The sequence below is a fragment of the Paenibacillus sp. FSL H7-0357 genome (assembly GCF_000758525.1).
Lineage (GTDB): Bacteria > Bacillota > Bacilli > Paenibacillales > Paenibacillaceae > Paenibacillus_AQ.
The window spans coordinates 2647781-2667754 of record NZ_CP009241.1 but is presented as its reverse complement, the minus strand read 5'-3'; the positions used below and the strand labels follow the sequence as shown (position 1 = coordinate 2667754).

Here is a 19974-nt window from a genome sequence, read left to right as displayed (position 1 = left end):
TATTTGAATAACCCATTGAACCGCCCTTTTGCGGACCGCTGGGTTTAGTAGATAAACAGCAAACAGACAGCAAGCCAGCTCAGATGTCGAGCTGGCTTGCTGTCTGAAAGGAGGTATTCGGGTGCATCAGAAGGAGATACTATCCCCGGGAAGCAGAGAATACAGTCCCGTAAACCCTTCTTCCTCCAGGATGGAAAGCACCTGATCCGTCTGCTTCTTAGGGGCATGAACCAGCACTGTGCGGCGGCTTGGAACAGCCCGCAGCATCCGGCGGATGTCAGGAAGGCCTTGATGCACCTTGTAGCGGATCAGTGAAACCATGCAGCTGCCGCTGCCTTGCTGCCCAAGCAGGTTGCGGCCAAAGCTGCCTTCAGGCAAATGGCCTGTAAAAATCACATGGCTGCCGGGAACATCAAGCAGCTGCCGGTAATACCACTGGGCTGTAGGCGACTGGAGCAGTGCGTCGTTCGTGAAGATTATCTTATTCTTCCGCTGCCGCAGTGCCTCCTTCCGCTCGGAAGGACTGGAGACTGCTTCCAAGTTCCTGCTGTTCAGGAGCTGTTCAATGCAGCCGGAAGCCTCATCTCTCAGCCAAGCTGAACGGGTTCGCAACGCCCGGAGCGGAGCCAGCAGAGCTTCTTCCACCACAAGCTGCGCTTGTGGAAACCGCTCAGCAGCCCAGATGAGCAGCTCCTGGCCCCGGCCTTGCAGCGGCATCGGCAGCAGCACACAGCCGCTGCCTTCTAAAGTATCCCGGACCGCAGTCTCCAGCTGCAGCAATTTCACATGCTGCTCTTCGGGATCCGCTCCGTAGGCGGCGTCGATGATGGCCAGATCGGCGTCTCCTTGCTCCCTGCCTGCCTCAGGCCCGGACAAGAACAGCGCCTGTGGCCGGTCCACTGCCAGCAGCTGCGACTCCTCGGTGTAATCACCGGAGAAGTAGACCGTCTTCCCCTCCCACTCCAGGGCAAGCCATACCGCACCAGCCAGATGTCCGGTTCGTCCCCACTGCACACGCAGGCCGGGTGCAACGTTCAGCCAGCTGCGGGGTCCGGCCTGCTCGTCCAGAAACATAAATTCCATCGCCTGCTTGTCTTCATCTCCATAAGGCAGCCTGGCTGACTCAGCGGCCGCATACCGGCTCCACGCCTCGAAATAGCCGGGCAGCTGCCTGACGGTATCGCGTGTTGTCCATACTTTCCCCTTATAGCCATATTTATAAAGCAGCGGAAGGGCCATCGAATGGTCCTCATGGGCATGGGATAGAAAGACCGCTTGAAGCTGCGGAATAACCGCGGCATCCAGCAGCGGATACTCTCCTTTCCCTTCCTTCTTCACACCACAATCGAGCAAAATACAGGCTTCCTTACCCTGTAAAAGGTAGGAGGAGCGCCCATGCTCCCCGGCGCCCCCCCATATGGTCAGCTTGGTCATAGTTGTCTCCGCTTTCTGTCTGGACTTAAGTATTGAATTACAAGCAGCAATGCAGTTGTAACGCCTACGGAGATTACGGCCATTGCCATGCCCATCGCCACTGCACCTTGTTCAAACTGGGCAAAGATATAAGTCGCCGACGTCTGCATCGACGGCGGCAGAATCAGCAGCGAGGCCACCAATTCACGGCCGGAGATGGTGAAGGTCATCATCCAGCCAGCCGCCATTCCGGGAAGAATGAGCGGCAGCAGGATACGGCGGAACACGTAAGTCTTGCTTCCGCCAAATACCTGCCCCGCCTGCATCAGGGAGGAATCAATCTGCCCGTAGCTGGCTTTGACATACTGCACGGTGTAGGGAAGGAACAGCACGACATAGGTCAGCACGACCATCCCATAGGTGTTATAGAGCGGGACCGGCATCCAGCGGGCATTCCACAGGAGGATCAGCCCAACGACAAGGACAATGCCCGGAACGGTGTTCGGCAGCAGGCTGAACAGATCGGTCCATTTTTGCCGCCATGCTGTGCCCTTGCCAATGATCAGCGCGAGCCATGTACCAAGAATTACTGCGATGCTCGAAGCAACAATCGCCAGGCTGAAGCTGTTGATCAGTGCCTGCAGGCCTGGTGATCCTGGAGAGAGCAGCTCAGCATAATGACTTAACGTCAGGTTCCCCCACGACAGCCCCTCTCCGCGCAGCTTCAATAATGATGCGGTAATAATGGAGAAATACGGGACTCCGACGGAAGCGAGCAGCAGCAGCACAATATACCCCCAGCTGAAGAAGCCCAAGGCTCCCTTTGCGGCGTAATGCTTGCTGCGTATCCCTTTCCCGCCCACCAGGCGGTAAGAATAGCGGCTGCTGATGATCGTCTGGATATACCAGAGGATCAGGCAGACTCCGAGCAGCAGGCTGGCCAGTGAAGTCGCTTTGCCGAAATCAATCGGCCAGCTGGAAATATATTTATGAATTTCCGAGGTCAGAACATAAAACCTGATTTTGCGCCCGAAGGTCGCAGGTGTCCCAAATTCAGCAATCGTCTTAACAAAGATCAGCAGCACACCAAGCCCGTAACTCGATAACAGCAAGGGCACAATAACTCTTCTAACCTTGTAAAAGAATGGAGCGCCGTGAACCGAAGCCGCTTCCTCCAAACCGCCCCCGATCTGCAGCAGTGCATTGCGCAGCAGCAGATAGAGGAAAGGAAACAGATGCAGGCTCATAATCAGCACCATCCCCCCATAGCTGAAGAAATAAGGGGTCAGCGCTGCAGAAGACGGAAGAACCTGCTCCATATAGCCACCAGTTTGCATAAATAACATCCACCCCATGGAACCGATGTAAGGCGGCGTCATGAACGGAATCAGCAGGACAACATCCAGCCAGGCGTGACGCCCGATGTCACTCTTGGCCATAATCCAGGCCAGCGGCAAGGCGAACACTGTAGTCAAGGCGACTACGCTTGCTCCAAGACCCAGAGAATTCAGCAGCACCTTCATTAGCCCGCTGTTTCCGGTAATGGTCCTGAGCGGCGCGGTGATATCGAGTTTTTGACCAGAATAAATGCTGGTCCAGAAGATCAGAAGCAGCGGCAGCAGCACCAGAATGGCCAGTATACACAAAGCAAGGCTGCTGCTCACCCACTTAAATGAGCGTAAAGCGTTAATTTTCATTCCGCTTATTTGAACAAATCCGTAAATGTTGTGGACACTTCATCGCCATGTTCGTTCATCCAATCCCAATTCACGTCAAAGGTTTTGATTTCATCCAGATTGGCGCGGTTCTCCGCCTTCACATCGCTTCTTCCCGGCAGCAGGTACGCCTTGGCTACGAGTGCCTGGGCTTCATCAGAAAGCAGATAATCAATAAATGCTTTGGCGTTGTCCACATTTGCACTCGTCTTAATAATGGCCGCCGGACGCGGGCTGATCACTGTGCCTTCAGCCGGATACACGATATCCACCGGCTCTCCATCCGCTTTGGCTTTGTAGGCCATATAATCTACCCCTGCGGCAACCACGGATTTGGCACCGGTAATTACCGGATCCAGTGCTTCCTGATTCGCCCCTGCCATCGCCACCCCATTTGCTTTATATTGCTTGAACAGATCCCAGCCGCTGTCTCCCTGAGCACTCAGGTAACCGGTCATGAAATCCAGTGCCGAGCCAGAGAGCGAAGGATCGGGGATGTTGACCACGCCCTTCCATTCCGGCTGGCCCAGGTCAGCCCAGGAAGCCGGCGGTGTGGTTACTTTCTTGGTGTTATAGACAATTCCCAGTGCGGACGCACTGTAGCTGAAGTAATTCCCTTCCGCATCCGACCAGTCACTGACAAGTTTGCCGGCATTCACCGCTTCTTGATAAGGAAGCAATAATCCGTCGTTTTTCATGCCCTGCATGGAAGGCAGGGAGGCAAGAACCACCACATCGACCACCGGGTTGGATTTCTCCGCCTCCATCCGAGCAAGAATCTTGCCTGTGGTGCCCTGGAACATTTCCACTTTGACTCCGGTCTTCGCTTCGAACCCTTCTTTGATTTTATTCGCCAGTCCCTCAGGTCCAGCGCTGTATACCACAAGACTGCCGCTAAGCGTATTCTCTGCCGGTGGTGAGGCTTGTTCAGTGGCAGTCGGAGTATTATTGTTTTTGGTCTTGCTGTCGTTCGCTTTAGCGTTAGCCTCAGGTGTATTGGAGGAACCGCAGCCAGCCAGGCTGATGCTTAGTACGGCAGTCAAAAGAACGGAACCTAGTTTGCTTTTTTTAATGAAATTCAAGGGAAGACCTCCTAATAATAATTGTGATTAGTTCAGATGGTGAATGTGCTCCTGTGAGGCGTAGACCTGAATGCTCTCACCCACCGTTAAGCGGTGTGAATGATAGGCCGTCCAGGTGCCCATTCCCTGCATCTCCAGAATGACCTCATAGCGGTCACCCATATAGCTGACATGCCGGATAATTCCGGTAAATGCCTGAGAGGTTCCCTCCCTGTCGATCCAGCGTAGTTGCTCCGGACGAAGCATTTGCTTCCCGGGGACAATCCAGTTTGACCTGCCGATAAAGCGGGCAACAAAAGGCTCTGCCGGCTTCTTGTAAATTTCCTCGGGGGCACCGGTCTGTAGGATGCTTCCGCCATGCATGACAACCACCTCATCCGACATGGACATCGCTTCGGTCTGGTCATGTGTCACGTACAATGCCGTGATGCCCATGTCCTTCACCAGGGAGAGCAGCTCCAGCCGCATCTCATCCCGGAGGACGGCATCCAGCGCACTGAGTGGTTCATCGAACAGCACCAGCCGGGGCCGGGTCACCACCGCTCTGGCAAAAGCGACCCGCTGCTGCTGCCCGCCGGACAGCTGATGGGGAAACCGCAGCTCCAGTCCTTCCAGCCTTACGCTGCGCAGCGCTTCCTGCACCCGGCTGCGCAGCTCCTTCTTCTGCCGCGATGCCCGCAGCCCAAACGCTACATTCTCAAAGACACTCAGATGCGGCCAAAGCGCAAAATCCTGAAAGACCATTCCGAAATTCCGGCGGTGAATCGGCTGGCTGATCTTCCGGCTGCTGGAGAAAATAAGTTCCCCGTCAGCCACAATTTCTCCGGCATCCGGTGTTTCCAGTCCTGCTAGCAGACGAAGCAGGGTGGTTTTACCGCAGCCCGAAGGCCCAAGCAACGTGGTAAAGCTTCCTGCCGCAATGGTCAGATCGGCAGGCTTCAGGGCATGCACGTCACCGAATTTCTTTTCCAGTCCGCTAATGATAAGCTGCTTCATTCTCATGTACCTGCCTGTTCTTAACTTATAAAGAGATAATGACTGCACTAAAGTAGGATTGCTATGAACATGTCCTTAGTTTATAGGCAAACAATTCCCGCAATATTTGCCGGGTGTAACGCCGATATTAACTTTTTCACCGATTTATTTTAACATTCATAGAATTTTTCTATGTTATCGTTTAGCTAGCAGACGAGGGAGTGAATAGAAATGAACCTGAATTTGATTAAGCTGCAGATCGTAGAACTGCTCCATAAACACAGGAAAATCACGACAGTAGCCGAAGAACTGGGACTGAAGCAGCCTACAGTGACTTATCATTTGAAGAATTTGGAGCAGCAGCTCGGGGAGAAGCTTTTTGAGTCGAGAATGGATAAAATGATCCTGACGGAAAGCGGCAAGGCGTTTCTTCATTATGCCGTCAAAATCAATGCCCTGGCCGCAGAAGCCGAGCGGGTAGTGAAGGAGTTCAGTAATGCAGGCCGCGGCACGCTCAAAATCGGCGCAAGTTATGTGCCGGCCACGTATATTCTCCCCCAAATCCTGGGCCAGTTCGGAGAGCAGCATCCGGGAACAACGATTTCGTTATCGGTTAAGCCCTCCCCTGTAATTAAAGAGATGCTGGTGAACCATGAAATTGATCTGGGCATATTGTCCACGGAATCCTTTTATGTGCCGACTCTGCACAGCCAGTCCTTATGCGAAGATGAGCTTGTACTGGTGTTCGCCCCCACTCATGAATTTGCGGCTCAGACCAGGCTTAGTCCGTCCGAGATCGCATCGGCCCATTTTATTCTGCATGATATGGAATCGAGCACACGCCAGTTGACCAACAAATGGTTTGAACGATCCGGCGTAACGCCAAGAGCCCATATCCTGCTCGATTCACTGGAGGCGATCAAGCAATCGCTTATGGGCGGCAGACATGTGTCTTTTATTTCGCGGCTTGCCGTGGAGGATGAGGTGGCGAGGGGAAAATTAATGATGCGGACTATTCCGGACTACAATTTTCAGCGGCATATCTTCTACTCCTATAATCGCGACCGCCACTATTCCCCGCTGATCGGCTTGTTCATCGACCTGATCCGCACGATCCGCATCTGAAGGCGAGACAAGCACATAGCGACTCGAACATCGTAATTGGAGATAGAGTTATTGAGGGCAGAGTGATTGGGGGCAGAGTGATTGGGGCAGAGTGTTGGGGGCAGAGTGTTGGGGGCAGAGGTTGAGTGCGGAGGAAATGTTGCGGACCGAGGCGCCCTTATTCACATGAATCCGCCTCATTAAGCCACCTTGCGGACTGGAATGCAGCTATTTGCACAAATCACCTCTATAAACATGATGCTGAAGCATAATAACGGCTATACGGTCCGCGAACCCGCTGAAATGAACAGATACGCATAAATAAGAGCTATACAGTCCGCAGCCTACGCGGGGGATTGCCCTGAGCGGGATTGGCCTGTGCTGGATTGGCTTGGGCGGAGCTTATCCTGCTATGCCAGTTGGTTTACGCTGGGGATTGGCTTGCTCGCGGCTTGACCTGCTCAGAGGCTTGGTTTGGGCGGGATTGGCCTGCCCAGGGGTTGGTTTACGCAGGGGATTTAACTTGCGCGCGGCTTGACCTGCTCAGGGGCTTGGCCTGCTCAGAAATCCCCCTGCACAAGGGATTGACCCCTCCCGCGCCACGGCCTTCACCAGCTGGAAAATGCGTGCTTATCCGGGGACGCGGGCAACAAAAAAACGGCATTTCTGCCGTTTTGGAATAACTGTTCAAGGTTCAGCTTACTTACGAAGCTTTCTTGCCGTATGCATACAGCTTATTCCCCCATACATATATCGTTCCGTCCTTGCCAATGATGATTGGAGACCGTGCGTCTGTGTTAATGGGCAAGCTCCAGTTGATTTTTTTAGTCTTCATATTGATGGAGCTAATGTAAGCGCCACCGTATAGACTATCATAGCCGCTAAATACAATATTCTGGCTGCTGTCAAGGGTGAGGCCAGGTACGGAATACGGATAAAAGCGGTAGACCTTGCCTTTGACAGTCGGCTGAAAACTCCAGAGCAGCTTGCCGGCAGGACTGTACACATGCTGTGCAAAAACAATATGCCCATCCGTGCTGATGGAAGCCGGAATCTGGTTGCCGATATGGCCCGCTTCTACGCTGATGGTCTTGGTGATCTTCCCGGCGGTATTGATTATATACAAGTTGTTGTCCCCGCCATAGGGTTCACCGCTCACATAGAAATTGTTGTTGTAATAGACAGGAGCATACGGAATAATGCCCTTATACTTTGTGCTGGACAACAATACTCCCTGCTTGCTGATCTTTAAAAATTGGGCATCCGTGAATTCGGCGATCATCGCTCTTGAACTATAAGGTCTCATGAATCCCTTGGATATCGACAAGTATACGTTGTCCTTCACAATTAGAGGAGCAGAGAAATATACAGGGACCGTCTCCGTGTCCGAAACCATTGTGTTGTTGAACTTGGTTTCACCACTCGCATTCATGCCGATCAGCTTCACATGTTCCGTATATCTCTTCGATCCGCTTGCTTGAGTAAAGTACGATAGCGCAAGCGCCACATAGCCGTCATCGCCTACGGTGATATTGCCGAGTCTCATTACATATTCATATGTATTTTCCCAAAGCAGCTCTCCGGCGATAGTGTATTTGGATACAATCGCCGTTCTGTCGTTCAGCCTAGAAGAATCCGTCAGCTCCCGGCCGTCGAGCGAGCTTGATACGATCAGAAACTTATCGTTGGACAGGTTGAGTGCATTCGCCTCTACACCCTTTATTTCCTTGGACCAGAGGATCTCGCCGCTTGCCCGGAGTGACGTTAATTTCACTACCCGCACTCCTTCGGACAGAACATACAAAATACCTGCTGAATCAATAACCACCTGCTTAATTTCTCCTGTGAACGGAACCGCCCACTTCAACTCCGGCTTGGCTAACGGTGCAGCATAACTGGATTGCCGGGGCCCATTATCACTCGGATAGACGGAATTCGCAGCTGCCCCCACCCCGGGAATCAAGCTACCCATTATAAACATGAACAATATTGAACACAAAACAGCCTTCTTCAATCCCATTTCCCCCATAACACATTAGATCTCTATGCGAAACATACTTCATCTGCCAAACACTGGTTGCATAGGAAGTTGTAATAATAGGCTCAGTATACCAAATTGTAACAGGGGTGCCAGCCTTCCTGCAGAAATCCCCCCGGAGTACAGCGTCACAGCCATGCGCTCCGGAAGCTGGTTAGAAAGTTTCCTGTCAGTGATCAGCGGCTGGATACTACACTAGCTTCTATTCGAATATAGCTATGATCCCTTCTGCCACTGGCTTCCACAGGCGCGGGTACTCCTGATTAATCAGTCCCCTCACTTGCTCAGCCTGAATGCTGCTGAAATGATCCTGTTCGACCAAGATCGTGTACGCCCCCTTGGCCACGTCGCCGATCGCAATATGCCCGCTTGCATAACCCCCGATGGCGATCCGCGAGGCAACCGCACAGCCGCCGAGCGAGAACATTCCGATGGACAGCCCGCCGATGGCGAAGATTCCAACGGCAAGCCCTCCTATAGCGATAATTCCTGCGGCCAGTCCGCCTATGGCCAACAACAAGCCAAGAGCCAGCCCGGCAATACTGATCATCCCCCCTGCAAGTGCGCCGAAGCATAGGCCGCCAAGCGAGAGGATTCCGACTGACAAACCGCCAACGGCAATATTCCCAATAGCCAGAACTCCCTTGGCGACATAAATTCCGCGTCCGACATTAATATGCACCAGCGGAATCCCTAACAACGTTCGTTTGCTCTTGTATTCATAATGATACTTTGCAGTTACATCAGCGTGGAAGTTCCCAGCATCGAGTGGCGGGACTGTTTCCTGATTACCTGAAACTTCCTTAACCATATGGTCCATACTTACACCAAAGAACTTGCTTAAGGCAATCATCTTATCCATTTCCGGATACGACTGACCCGATTCCCACTTAGATACGGCTTGCCGCGACACACCGATGACCTCCGCCAAATTTTCTTGGGACATCCCCCTTTGTTTTCTGTAGCCTTGCAGTTTATCCGCAAAATCCATCATCATCACCTCAAGCTTATCGTATTAAACCGGTATGTTCCTGACTACCAAGCGACGTTAACAATCTGTCAACCACAGGTTGCATATGTTCGGAAACACGGTTTTTAAAGCATTTGACGGATTCCTTGAGCTACGGCATCGGGTCGTTCGATATGAATATTATGTCCGCTGTCTTCCACAACGACCAGTTCGCCCTGGTCAGACAACTGGGACATTTCTTCAGCTACATCCAATAAACAGCTTGTTATTTTATCGGCTATCCCTGACGGAAGTTTCTCTAAATGCTCCACTTTGCCACTTTTCAGCACAAGTAAGGGCAATCCTGCAGGAAGACTTTTATTCCGGACGGCATCATAGCCAAGCTGTAAATTTTTGAATTCCTGATATACTGCCAACCCTGTCGCTCTCTGCGGCGTCATTAGTCTCATCCGTTCCGCTATAGGCTCAGGGAAATGCTTCAACAGAGCTTCAAAATCCTTCAGCTTATTACGCTGCAATAGCCAATTCAGAATCCCTGCTCTGGTCAACCAATACAGCATCCGAAACATCCATATTCCCGACTTTTGGCCCTTCACATGTTCTCTTGGGAACCGGTCTGTCAGCTCATCTTCGTGACTCGCATCAGCAAGCACGATGCCAGCCAGATTTTCCGGATAGCGCTCCGCATAAAGACGCGCATTTACACCACCATAGGAATGGCCCACATAGATAAAAGGCTGTCGAACGCCTGCTGCCTGAAGCAGCTCGTGCAAGTCTTCAACAGCTTCCTCATTGTTTCTAGGAACGGATCCCTTCTCACTCCAACCATACCCCGCCCGATCGTAAACAACAGTCTGTGCAAATGGCGCTACTTTCTCCTCAACTAGTGACCATGTATCCGAATAAGATCCGTAGCCGCAGCCATGATCGAAAACAACGGTCTTACCTCCTGGTAACCCACTTATTCTGATATGCATCTGTTTGCCTTTAACCCGAATTAACTTTCCTGGTGGTGGGATCAACTTCGTCTTCAACATCAGCACTCCTTTGCTGAACCGATGATAACATGGATGCATATGGATTTCCGTGACAAAAAAATAGATTTGCAACTTATCACCAAAAACCGCCAAACACTTAAACGTGCTTGGCGGAATATCGGTGCGTACAGCTCTGCTGTCCGTTTGGAAATCACTCTACTGCGCTTGTGCTGGAAAATAATCTGCTGCAGCCGTTCCAGCTCCTCCGTCCCATACAAACGGTACCCCGCTTCACTGATCTCACACGGCATCAGCAAGCCGGTTTTGTGATAGTGATGCAGAGTTTTGACGGTTACCTTGGATAGTGCGGCTGTCTCCTTTACGCCATAAAGCAACTGAACCCGCTCCTTTCAAAACATAGTTTAGGGCCTCCTCTAAGGGGAGAGTCAATACCCCCGTCCAAATTAATTAAAGGTCTCCGAATATTAATTTTTTTTGTTTTTTTGAGGCTCCAGCGTATATAATATAGTGCATATGGTAGAGAAAGGATGTTGATGGTTTCATGAAATTTACAGAATACCCTTATGAACGCCCCGACGCAAACAAGTTTAAGCTGGAGTTCACGGCGCTGCTAAAAGGTCTCGAAGCGGATAACTGGGAGGAACAAAAGGCAGCAATCCTTGCGCTTAACAAACTCCGCAGTTCTTTTGAAACCATGACAAGCCTCGTCTACATCCGGCATTCCATCAACACTGAGGATGAATTCTACAAGGCAGAACAGGATTACGTAGATGAGATCAGCCCCATTGTCCAGGAATACATAACTGAATACTACAAAGCGCTCGTAAACTCCAAATTCAGAGCTGAAATTGAAAAGGAATGGAGCCCGCAGCTGCTCCAGCTGGCTGAAATTTCGCTCCGGATTTTCAGTCCGGAAATTATTGAGGATCTGCAGCTGGAGAACAAGCTCTCCACCGAATACTCTCAGGTGATCGCTTCCGCCAAGATCCAGTTCGATGGGGAAGAACGCACCTTGTCCCAATTGACACCGTTTGAAACGGCAACAGACCGCGATACGCGCAAACGTGCTTATCTGGCCAAAAATGAATTTATGGCCGCACATGAGGCCGAATTCGACCGTATTTACGACGAGCTCGTTAAGGTTCGTACCCGCATAGCCAAGAAGCTGGGTTACGCCAGCTTTGTAGAACTCGGTTATGACCGGATGATGCGTACCGACTATAACGCCGGGATGGTCGCCAATTTCCGTAAGCAGGTGCTGGAGCATATCGTTCCCGTCTCCCTGAAGCTGAAGCAGCGCCAATCCGAACGTCTGGGTCTGGATGCCCTGAAGTATTACGATGAAGGCTTTAACTTCAATACAGGCAATGCTGAACCCAAAGGCGATCCCGAGTGGATTGTGGCCAACGGTGCAAAGATGTACAAAGAGCTTTCTCCGGAAACGGATGAATTTTTCACTTTTATGAAGAACAACGAGCTCATGGATCTGACAAGCAAAAAAGGCAAACAATTCGGCGGATACTGTACCTATCTGAGCCAGTATCAGGCCCCGTTCATTTTCTCCAATTTCAACGGAACGGCAGGAGATATTGATGTGCTGACCCATGAAGTGGGCCATGCCTTCCAGGTCTATTCAAGCCGTAATATGCTGTTGCCTGAATATGAGTTCCCGACTTCGGAAGCGGCGGAAATTCACTCAATGAGCATGGAGTTTTTTGCCTGGCCGTGGATGGACCTGTTCTTTGAGCAGGATGCCGACAAATACCGCTTCAACCATCTGGCATCCGGATTGGAGTTCATTCCCTATGGTGTTTCTGTGGATGAATTCCAGCATTTTGTCTATGAGAATCCAGAGGCCACACCGCTTGAGCGCAAGCAGGCTTGGCGGGCAATTGAGAAGAAATATTTGCCACACCGCGATTATGACGGCAACGCTTATCTGGAACAAGGCGGGTTCTGGCATAAGCAAGGACATATCTTCCGCTCACCGTTCTATTATATCGACTATACGCTGGCCCAGCTCTGCGCTTTCCAGTTCTGGAAACGTTCAAATGAAGATTTCAAATCTGCCTGGAGCGATTATTTGCGCCTCTGTGAGGCCGGGGGAAGCCAATCTTTTGTCCAGCTGGCCCAGCTTGCCGGTCTGATCTCACCATTCGAGGATGGTTGTGTCAGCTCCGTCATCGGAGAGATTGAAGGCTGGTTAAATTCCATTGACGATAAAGCACTGTAACCGATAAGCTGCAACACAAAAAGCAATTCCTGCCGGGTAGGAGGAGTTGCTTTTTTGTCATGCTTATCCAATGAGAAAGTAAGGCCTGTTACTTCCCGGCATAAAACAACAAATAATTATCGAGATTTGACTTCCAGTACTCTGCTTCATGCGCCCCTTGGCCTAAGTGATATTGTACGGAGACTTTTTTGCTCTCCAGAAGCTTGGTTAACTGTTCGGCTCCATCATAGAACTTATAGTGGTCCTGATCTCCACAATCCAGATACACCTCCAGCTCCGACAGATCGAGATCCTCTGCAAAAATAAGCGGATCGCGGGTTTGCCGGTCTTCATCAGTTGGATAGAGGAACCGTTTCACACCATTTTCGCCGCCTGCCTGGGACCAATCGTCCTGGAACAAAGCCGGGCTGTGGCCGCCCACCTTGCTGAACAGATCGGTATGAAGAAAGGCAGTATGCAAGCTTATAAATCCGCCCATGGACACCCCTCCGATAAAGCGCCCATCCCGGCTTGTTATGGTGCTGAAATGCTGATCTACATATCCTACAACATCCTTATACAGGTAATCTTCATACATGCCGCTGTACGTAGTCATCGGATCTCCCGGATAGTCAACTGCATAGTTCGGTGATGTATTAAGTCCATAGCTATTGTCCATCTGCGGAAAGACCATGATCAACGGCTCAATCTTCCCGGCTTCGATTAAGCGGTCTGCGTTCTGATCTACTTCAAGGCCGGATAACAGATCTGTCTCATTGCCCCCATAGCCATGGATGAGATACAGCACAGGATAACGTTGCTCCGGGCTGTAGCCTTTCGGGAGATACACGTTCAGCTTCATCTCTTGGTCAAGCGATTCACTCTGAAAAGAAACCTTTTGAATTTCCGAGCTTTGCAGCGGACTTGTCCCCTCCTTCTCCTTTGAAGCGGGTGAAGATGCCTGAGCAGTTATGGGATTATTGTCCGATGAACATCCCCCGATAAACATCATTAACAGTAACAAGAAGGTTATGCCGATACTTTGTCCGGAACACTTCATACCATCCTCCGTTTCAACTGGTTTCTATTTCAAGTAGAACCAATTCATATTTAATCAACTCTATCATAAAATCATATAGCTACAATGTGATATACAGCGCTTTCAATTTGCGGATCTGCTGCCCGGAAAAGGGGATTCAGTTTCTCTCCAACTTGACGGACTGCCATAAAATAGTAAGAATAGAATGACTGCGGAGTTTCGCTTCCCCCTGCTTCAATATTCCATAAATATAACTCGCGAGGTGAAAGCCATGATGGTCGGGCCGGATAAAAACAAGCTGTACCCCAATGAGAATATTAAAACTGTATGCTATATCCGTAATCTGCCAGCCAGGGCAAATGTGGAAATCGGTGACTATACCTACTACAGTGACAATAACGACAGCCCGGAGCATTTCTACGAACACATACTGCACCATTATGAATTTTTGGGCGACAAACTGATCATTGGCAAATTCTGCGCCATTGCAGAAGGTGTTACGTTCATTATGAACGGTGCCAATCACCGCATGGATGGACTGACAAGCTATCCCTTTAATATTTTTGGCGGCGGCTGGGAAAAGGTGACACCTACGCTGGAACAGCTGCCTTTTAAAGGAAATACCGTAATTGGCAATGATGTCTGGATCGGCCAGCAGGTTACAATTATGCCGGGGATCACGATTGGGGACGGTGCCATTATCGCTTCCAATTCAACCGTAACAAAAAATGTAGAGCCTTATTCCATTGTCGGCGGTAATCCCGCCCGTTTAATTCGAAAACGCTTCAGTGATAAGCTGATCGGGCTGCTGTCCAAAGTGCAGTGGTGGAACTGGGATGAGCACAAGCTGTTTCAACATCTAGAACTGCTGGTATCAGGCTGTGACGAAGAAGAACTTCAAAGGCTGCTACAGGAAGATTAATTGGGAAAAGGGGGATCAGAATGCACAAGGAGTCGGTTTCGCTGGATTCTTATGAAGAAATGGCAGAATACTATCTCAACTATGTAGACAAAAAACCTTATAATGCTTACTATGAACGGCCAGCTACCTTATCCCTGCTGCCGGAAGTGGAGGGCAAAAGCGTAGTGGATGCAGGATGCGCGGCTGGCTGGTATAGTGATTGGCTGCTTGGCAAAGGTGCTTCCGTTACCGCGCTCGATTTCAGCCCCAAAATGATCGAAATGACCCGGAGAAGAGTTGGCGACCGGGCCAAACTTGTCTGTGCGGACCTGAATGAGCCCCTTGATTTTATCGGGGATGACTCCACTGACCTGGTGATTTCCTCGTTGGCATTGCATTATCTGAAAGACTGGACACTCGTTATGCGTGAATTCCATAGAATCCTGAAACCGGGCGGGTTCCTCGTTTTTTCCGTTCATCATCCGTTTATGGATTTTACCGTATTTCAACGGGAGAATTACTTCCTGACTGAATTGCTGGAAGATGATTGGGATGTCAATCACGTCAAAGTGAAGGTTCAGTTCTACAGACGGCCTCTAAATGCGATTATGTCCGCTGTACTTCACGCTGGCTTTATACTCGAAGAGCTGCTGGAGCCTATGCCGACGGAAGAATTCAAACAAGCGCTGCCTCAGTCATATGAGAAGCTGCTGCGCAAACCGCAATTTTTATTTATCCGGGCAAGAAAAGCCTCCGAACACTGATGCCATTATTGTTTGTGAAAGGTTGGGGATTAACCACCTGTGGTTGTCCCCCCTCAACTCCACTTCTACACTTTCCGTTTTGCGATTGCCCGGTAATTGTCGGTCACGGCGACAGGTATACTTCCTTTAAGATAAAAGCGGTCTCCCACTTTCCACGTGTGGCTGCCCTTGTTTTCTCTGCGCATATAAACATAGTTATACGGGGATGTGGCATAGGTACGATACCCTTTGGCGCTGCATCTGCGTAAAAAAGCAACATCTTCTCCCAATGAACGATCCGAAAAACGCACCTGCCTCGTCACTTGTCTGCTGAACAGCAGCGTTCCCCCCTGCACAAAATCCGCAGCTTTATTCTTTTCTCTGGGCGATCTGATAATGAGCCGTTTGGTGCCTGACAGATACACAAGACAAGCATGTTTTCCGACGATATCACTTTTGGTACGCTTGAGCGCACTCATCTGCTCCTTCAAATAGTACGGGGAGTAGTAATCATCATCATCAAACTTGGCGATAAACGGGAAACGGGCTTTGGCAATCCCACAGTTTAGACATTGTCCGAGCGAAGTTTTTTCGGGTACCTTATACACCGAGATATTGGGATAGGCGCGTATTTTACTTTGATACTGCTTCAGATTCATGCTGTTTCTGTTAAGTATAATGATTAATTCTTTCGTTTTGTATTGCTGGCTTCTAAAGCTGCCTAACAGATTATCAAAAAATTGCGGGCGGTTGGTGCACACGATGATTGAAACGCCGTATGGATCAGCTGCTTTTCCCAAGGCCGTTCTCCCCTCTCCTGTCGTCCATTCAACATATGAGAAGGAACAAGCTGCGGTTCGGGCTTATGGTTTGTGATTTTATTCGCTACACTAAAATGATTATAATGATATACCAATATATGTAATATGAATTCATTGATTCACAACATATATTAAACAAATGGATGGGAGACTCTGGATAATGTTACCTATGGCAGAGTTAGAAGATAAACGGCCTTACCCGATCAATCTGTTGATTGCTCTGCTCACAGTCGCTTACCTTGCTTATGCGTTTCTTACTTCCAATAATTACGGTAATCTCACCGTCTCGCTGGAACATGATTTCTCCAATATCCTCTATCATAATAAAGATACGACAACGCTCTATTTATATTATTATGACGATGGACTGGAAAAGCCGGTGATCGTGTATTCCCTATTCATTATCGTGACATCGCTCTTATTGCTAGTCAGTTTCCTGATCCGCAGAACGCTCAGCACCTTTCTGCTCTTATGCTTTTATGTATTCAGCTTCTTCCTGATGGCCTATCCTTATTACCATCTAAGAATGACTGGAGATTATATGTTCTTAACAAGCCTGCACTTTTTATTCCTGACCAGCTACGTGAATGAATACAGCTTGTATTACTTCATACCGTACTATGCAGTCTTAATTGGACTGACCTTATATTTTATAGTCAGCCAATTGCCTCTGCGGCAACTACGCTCTTCTCGGTCCCGCTAAAGGCTCTGAAGTATGTACTGTAAAATACAAAAGCAACCCCGCCTGGTGGCAGGGTTGCTTTTGTATGGTTTCATGCTTTTCACATTTTAGTCCAATCCATGCTCTTTACGGATATTGTACATGCCTGTAATCAGCAGCTCGGACGGATCACGGTTCAGCTGCAAATGGGTTAGCAAGAAATGTAGCGGAATCGCGCAAACGTTAGGGCCATCAGTAATGGCCGGGAATCCGGCTTCCAGGACCGGGCCATGCTCCGGGTTCAAGGCAAGCCCCGCGTGAATTTGCTCAGGAGCAAATTCTTCACGAATAGCTTCGATGCATTGCGGAACCAACACGTTGTCGATGACTGCTTTTGCTTCTTCCTCGTTTGCAGGCGGTTTGGGAAGATCCTTGCCTCCTGGAGTCTTCATCAGCTCGTGGAAGAAAGAAGCCATCCAGATCGCAGGATCATTTCCCGACTGAAATCTTGCGATCAGCTCGCGAAGGAAAAACCCGCAGAAATAGTCATTGTTCGACGCATCCTTAACACGGTACACAAACACCGCACCGTAAGCCTCCAGCTGCGACACTTGTCCTTCCACTTCATTAAAGCTCATTTTCAAAGCTACGAGGCCGTTATGATGAACAGCGTTCAGAAGCTCGGACCAATTCTCGGCAGACATATTCTCCTGATTGCCTTCTACTTCCTCGTTTGTTGGTTCATTCGTTGTCTCATTATTCATTGTCCAATTCACCCCACTTCCTATCATACCATTCAGCAGCTTGGGAGACTATCTGTACCGATTAAGAGCACGCGTGTTTTGAAAATTGTCACTTATAAGCGTCCCAGTCCTCCTGCTGCTAAAGGTCCTGTTTATTCTGTTATTTTCTTCAGTTTCGAAGGGTTGTTGATCTTATACTTTACAGGATGCTGGGTGAGCTTCTTGGTAACCACCTTTGCTTCAAAAGAAACTTTATCCCCGACCGCAAGTTCAAGTTTCTTCAATGTGGCGCTGTGGCTGGACCAAACTTCCCCGAGCTCCAGCTCGTGGCCTTCTATAGCTATCTCATCATAAATGATGACCTCATCATCATTATCTGAAAAGTGGTTGGGCACGGTGGTAAACTCTTTGACTGTAGCGGACATTTGCAGTTTCTCTTCAGGCAGTTCAAGCGCCGCTTTCTTTTTCGCTTTCTCCTGTTTCTTCAAGGGTTCCTGCGGTTGTTCCTCAGTCTTCACACCGGCAGCCGGCGGAAGTGGTGTTGGTTCGATTGCCGCTGGTTCAATTACGGTTTCTTCACTTACCGCTTCATTGCCAGCTTCATCCGCTCCATCTGTCACCTCGACTTCAGCAGCTGCTGCTGATTTTTGTCCAAAACCGGAGGTCTGCATCTCCTTTAAATAAGCAGGGTGAATGCAGTGCTGCTGCTTATTCTCAAACTGTATCACTACAGTCATACTATCGACGTACCCCACAATCTCACAAGGCAGCGTGATGCCGTTTCTCTTGTACTGATAGGTCTTCACCCGTGTTGCTGTACTCGACAAGAGATTCCATTCCTTGCATTTGTTTATCAATTCATCTTCACTGTCAAATTCCTGCAGCTCTATAGGTCCAATTGCGAACGAATAGGTCATCTAAATTCTCACCTCTCCAATCATTGTAACTTATTATCCCACATTTTCAGGGTCAGCTCAAAACGGATGGCTCGGCGATAGCCGATTTCCCCGCAACACAGGTATCAGAAAACGATAATTAGTTCATTGACGGGTGGTAAAATATAACTTATTATCACCGGGTAAACTGGCATCAGCTTTCTTCAAACTGTTACCCGTTTAATATAAATCCCTTAAAGGAGAGAATGTATGCTAAATCCACAATTATATCTGAATGGTGATTGCTGCAAAGCTATCGAACTTTATCAAAAGGCTTTTAACGCCACTACAGATTCCATCATGTATGATCCCGACAAGGAGCCCCAGAAATTTGTCATTCACGCGGAAATGCATATTCTCGGCCAACGGGTTATGTTCAGCGACTACGGCGGCAACAAAGAACATTCATCCGATTCTATCTTAGAGCTGGTCGCTACCTTTGATAACGAAACAGTTCTGCGGGAGGCCTATCAGATCATGAAGGATGAAAGTACCACAATTACGCCCATAGGTCCGGTATTTTTTAGTCCATGTATGGTCCAATTTGTGGACAAATTTGGCGTTCGATGGTGTTTTATGGTGTAAGCTCCAAAACTCTCTCTATTCTTCCTTGATAATAACATTAAAGTTGACGATAAGAATAAGGTACTATAAATTAAAAAGAGAGGAAAATTAACCCTCATTTAAAGTACATAGTTAAAATAAACCAAGCAATGAATTAGGAGGATTTAATATTTATGCACATTTCAAAAAAAGCATTCGTTTCTACTATTCTGGCAAGCGGATTGTTGTTCGGGGCTGTCGGTGCCTACGCTGCTGACGGGATTTCTTTAGTCAAAGCTTACCTGAACAGCACAATTAAGTTTACTGTAGATGGAGCTTCCTGGACTCCTAAAGATGCCAGTGGAAACAAAATCTCTCCTCTGGTCTACAACGGATCTACTTATCTTCCCGCCAAAGCCGTCGGTGAAGCGCTGAATGCGGAAGTCCTCTGGAACAGCGGCAGCAACACCGTTGTCATTTCAACTACTGGTGGCGCCAATGCCGGTATCCCTTATAATGATGCTGCTCCTAGCACACCATCAGCGAGTGCTCCAGCAGCCAGTGCTCCGGCAGCCAGTGCACCTGCAACTCAGACGGCCAGCACACCGGCTGGTTTGATTACACTGCCTGCGAATCATGATCTCAATGCCTCAGGTGACAAATACAAATCCGTAGGATTGGCATTTATCCAATCCTACGGCAAGGCCGTTAGCTCAGGTTCAACTGCCGATTACGATGCCCTGGTGGATAAATATGTGATTGATGATTTAAATGACTATGACATGGGCTACAAAAAAAGAGCGAAGGAAAACTTCGCCAAAACTGTCCAAGCCTTTGTCAAAGTCAATGAAAAAGATATTCTTACGAAATATGCGGCTATTCTAAAAAATGCAACTGTCGACGGTGTAACGTTAGATAAGACATACTCTGATAAAGGGGCTACTTATACTACTTTGGTCTATGAAGTTGACTTGCCCGGATTCTTCATCTCTAGTTTCAGTGTCTATATGGAATTTGAACTAGACAAGAAGACCAACACGTTGTACCTCAAAGCCGTCAATATGTAATTTGCATTATAATC

General features: G+C 49.1%; 18 protein-coding genes and 1 pseudogene. 7 read left to right on the top strand and 12 right to left on the bottom strand.

Annotation, left to right across the window (positions count from 1 at the left end; genetic code table 11):
• Nucleotides 1-126: 126 nt before the first annotated feature.
• From H70357_RS11495 to H70357_RS11480, 4 genes are read right to left on the bottom strand one after another with little or no spacing between them, the layout of a single operon-like run.
• A complete protein-coding gene (locus H70357_RS11495) occupies nucleotides 127-1434 on the bottom strand; it encodes an MBL fold metallo-hydrolase (RefSeq protein ID WP_038589261.1) in 1308 nt (435 codons plus the stop codon).
• Nucleotides 1431-3110 (bottom strand): ABC transporter permease, encoded by a 1680-nt coding sequence (locus H70357_RS11490; RefSeq protein ID WP_038589258.1) that lies wholly within the window; start codon nucleotides 3108-3110, stop codon nucleotides 1431-1433. The genes H70357_RS11495 and H70357_RS11490 overlap by 4 nt, the downstream gene beginning before the upstream one ends.
• 5 nt (nucleotides 3111-3115) lie before the next feature.
• Nucleotides 3116-4210: an ABC transporter substrate-binding protein gene (locus H70357_RS11485; protein ID WP_038589255.1), complete on the bottom strand. Its 1095-nt coding sequence runs from the start codon at nucleotides 4208-4210 to the stop codon at nucleotides 3116-3118.
• 27 nt (nucleotides 4211-4237) lie between these two features.
• A complete protein-coding gene (locus H70357_RS11480; RefSeq protein WP_038589253.1) occupies nucleotides 4238-5206 on the bottom strand; it encodes an ABC transporter ATP-binding protein in 969 nt (322 codons plus the stop codon).
• A gap of 210 nt (nucleotides 5207-5416) precedes the next feature.
• Between H70357_RS11480 and H70357_RS11475 the strand changes: the two genes are divergently transcribed.
• Nucleotides 5417-6310 (top strand): LysR family transcriptional regulator, encoded by an 894-nt coding sequence (locus H70357_RS11475; protein ID WP_038589250.1) that lies wholly within the window; start codon nucleotides 5417-5419, stop codon nucleotides 6308-6310.
• A gap of 682 nt (nucleotides 6311-6992) precedes the next feature.
• Here H70357_RS11475 and H70357_RS11470 read toward each other — a convergent pair.
• The 4 genes and pseudogenes from H70357_RS11470 to H70357_RS36605 all read right to left on the bottom strand — a co-directional run.
• Nucleotides 6993-8303 carry a hypothetical protein gene (locus tag H70357_RS11470; RefSeq protein WP_156130857.1) on the bottom strand — a complete coding sequence of 437 codons (1311 nt, stop codon included), beginning with the start codon at nucleotides 8301-8303 and terminating at the stop codon, nucleotides 6993-6995.
• Nucleotides 8304-8529: 226 nt separating this feature from the next.
• The gene (locus H70357_RS11465; RefSeq protein ID WP_038589244.1) at nucleotides 8530-9318 is read right to left on the bottom strand and encodes a helix-turn-helix transcriptional regulator; all 789 of its coding nucleotides are present in this window, start codon (nucleotides 9316-9318) and stop codon (nucleotides 8530-8532) included.
• A 104-nt stretch (nucleotides 9319-9422) separates the two neighbouring features.
• Nucleotides 9423-10334: an alpha/beta fold hydrolase gene (locus H70357_RS11460; protein ID WP_038589241.1), complete on the bottom strand. Its 912-nt coding sequence runs from the start codon at nucleotides 10332-10334 to the stop codon at nucleotides 9423-9425.
• A gap of 173 nt (nucleotides 10335-10507) precedes the next feature.
• Nucleotides 10508-10669: pseudogene (locus tag H70357_RS36605) on the bottom strand (MerR family transcriptional regulator); the annotation flags it as partial.
• A gap of 167 nt (nucleotides 10670-10836) precedes the next feature.
• Here H70357_RS36605 and H70357_RS11450 point away from each other — a divergent pair.
• A complete protein-coding gene (locus H70357_RS11450; protein WP_038589234.1) occupies nucleotides 10837-12528 on the top strand; it encodes a M3 family oligoendopeptidase in 1692 nt (563 codons plus the stop codon).
• Nucleotides 12529-12616: 88 nt separating this feature from the next.
• On the opposite strand, the gene H70357_RS11445 is transcribed toward H70357_RS11450, so the two are convergent.
• Nucleotides 12617-13567 carry an alpha/beta hydrolase gene (locus tag H70357_RS11445; protein ID WP_231578414.1) on the bottom strand — a complete coding sequence of 317 codons (951 nt, stop codon included), beginning with the start codon at nucleotides 13565-13567 and terminating at the stop codon, nucleotides 12617-12619.
• Nucleotides 13568-13817: 250 nt separating this feature from the next.
• On the opposite strand from H70357_RS11445, the gene H70357_RS11440 reads away from it, so the two are divergent.
• Together H70357_RS11440 and H70357_RS11435 are read left to right on the top strand one after the other, a co-directional pair.
• On the top strand, nucleotides 13818-14468 hold the full coding sequence (locus H70357_RS11440; RefSeq protein ID WP_063848037.1) for a Vat family streptogramin A O-acetyltransferase: 651 nt from the start codon (nucleotides 13818-13820) through the stop codon (nucleotides 14466-14468).
• A 20-nt stretch (nucleotides 14469-14488) separates the two neighbouring features.
• On the top strand, nucleotides 14489-15211 hold the full coding sequence (locus H70357_RS11435; protein ID WP_038589229.1) for a class I SAM-dependent methyltransferase: 723 nt from the start codon (nucleotides 14489-14491) through the stop codon (nucleotides 15209-15211).
• A gap of 65 nt (nucleotides 15212-15276) precedes the next feature.
• Here the strand turns inward: H70357_RS11435 and H70357_RS11430 are convergent, their stop codons facing one another.
• A complete protein-coding gene (locus tag H70357_RS11430; protein WP_038589226.1) occupies nucleotides 15277-15990 on the bottom strand; it encodes a glycosyltransferase family 2 protein in 714 nt (237 codons plus the stop codon).
• A gap of 181 nt (nucleotides 15991-16171) precedes the next feature.
• Here H70357_RS11430 and H70357_RS11425 point away from each other — a divergent pair, with 181 nt between their 5' ends.
• On the top strand, nucleotides 16172-16714 hold the full coding sequence (locus H70357_RS11425) for a hypothetical protein (RefSeq protein WP_038589224.1): 543 nt from the start codon (nucleotides 16172-16174) through the stop codon (nucleotides 16712-16714).
• An 86-nt stretch (nucleotides 16715-16800) separates the two neighbouring features.
• Here the strand turns inward: H70357_RS11425 and H70357_RS11420 are convergent, their stop codons facing one another.
• Complete coding sequence (locus tag H70357_RS11420) at nucleotides 16801-17436, bottom strand: hypothetical protein (RefSeq protein ID WP_038589222.1); 636 nt, start codon at nucleotides 17434-17436, stop codon at nucleotides 16801-16803.
• A gap of 131 nt (nucleotides 17437-17567) precedes the next feature.
• A complete protein-coding gene (locus H70357_RS11415) occupies nucleotides 17568-18332 on the bottom strand; it encodes a hypothetical protein (protein WP_038589220.1) in 765 nt (254 codons plus the stop codon).
• Nucleotides 18333-18560: 228 nt separating this feature from the next.
• Here H70357_RS11415 and H70357_RS11410 point away from each other — a divergent pair, with 228 nt between their 5' ends.
• Entirely contained in the window at nucleotides 18561-18935 is a 375-nt protein-coding gene (locus tag H70357_RS11410; protein WP_038589217.1) for a VOC family protein, read from the top strand.
• Between the two features lie 152 nt (nucleotides 18936-19087).
• Entirely contained in the window at nucleotides 19088-19960 is an 873-nt protein-coding gene (locus H70357_RS34295; protein WP_052091980.1) for a stalk domain-containing protein, read from the top strand.
• The last annotated feature ends 14 nt before the right edge of the window (nucleotides 19961-19974 follow it).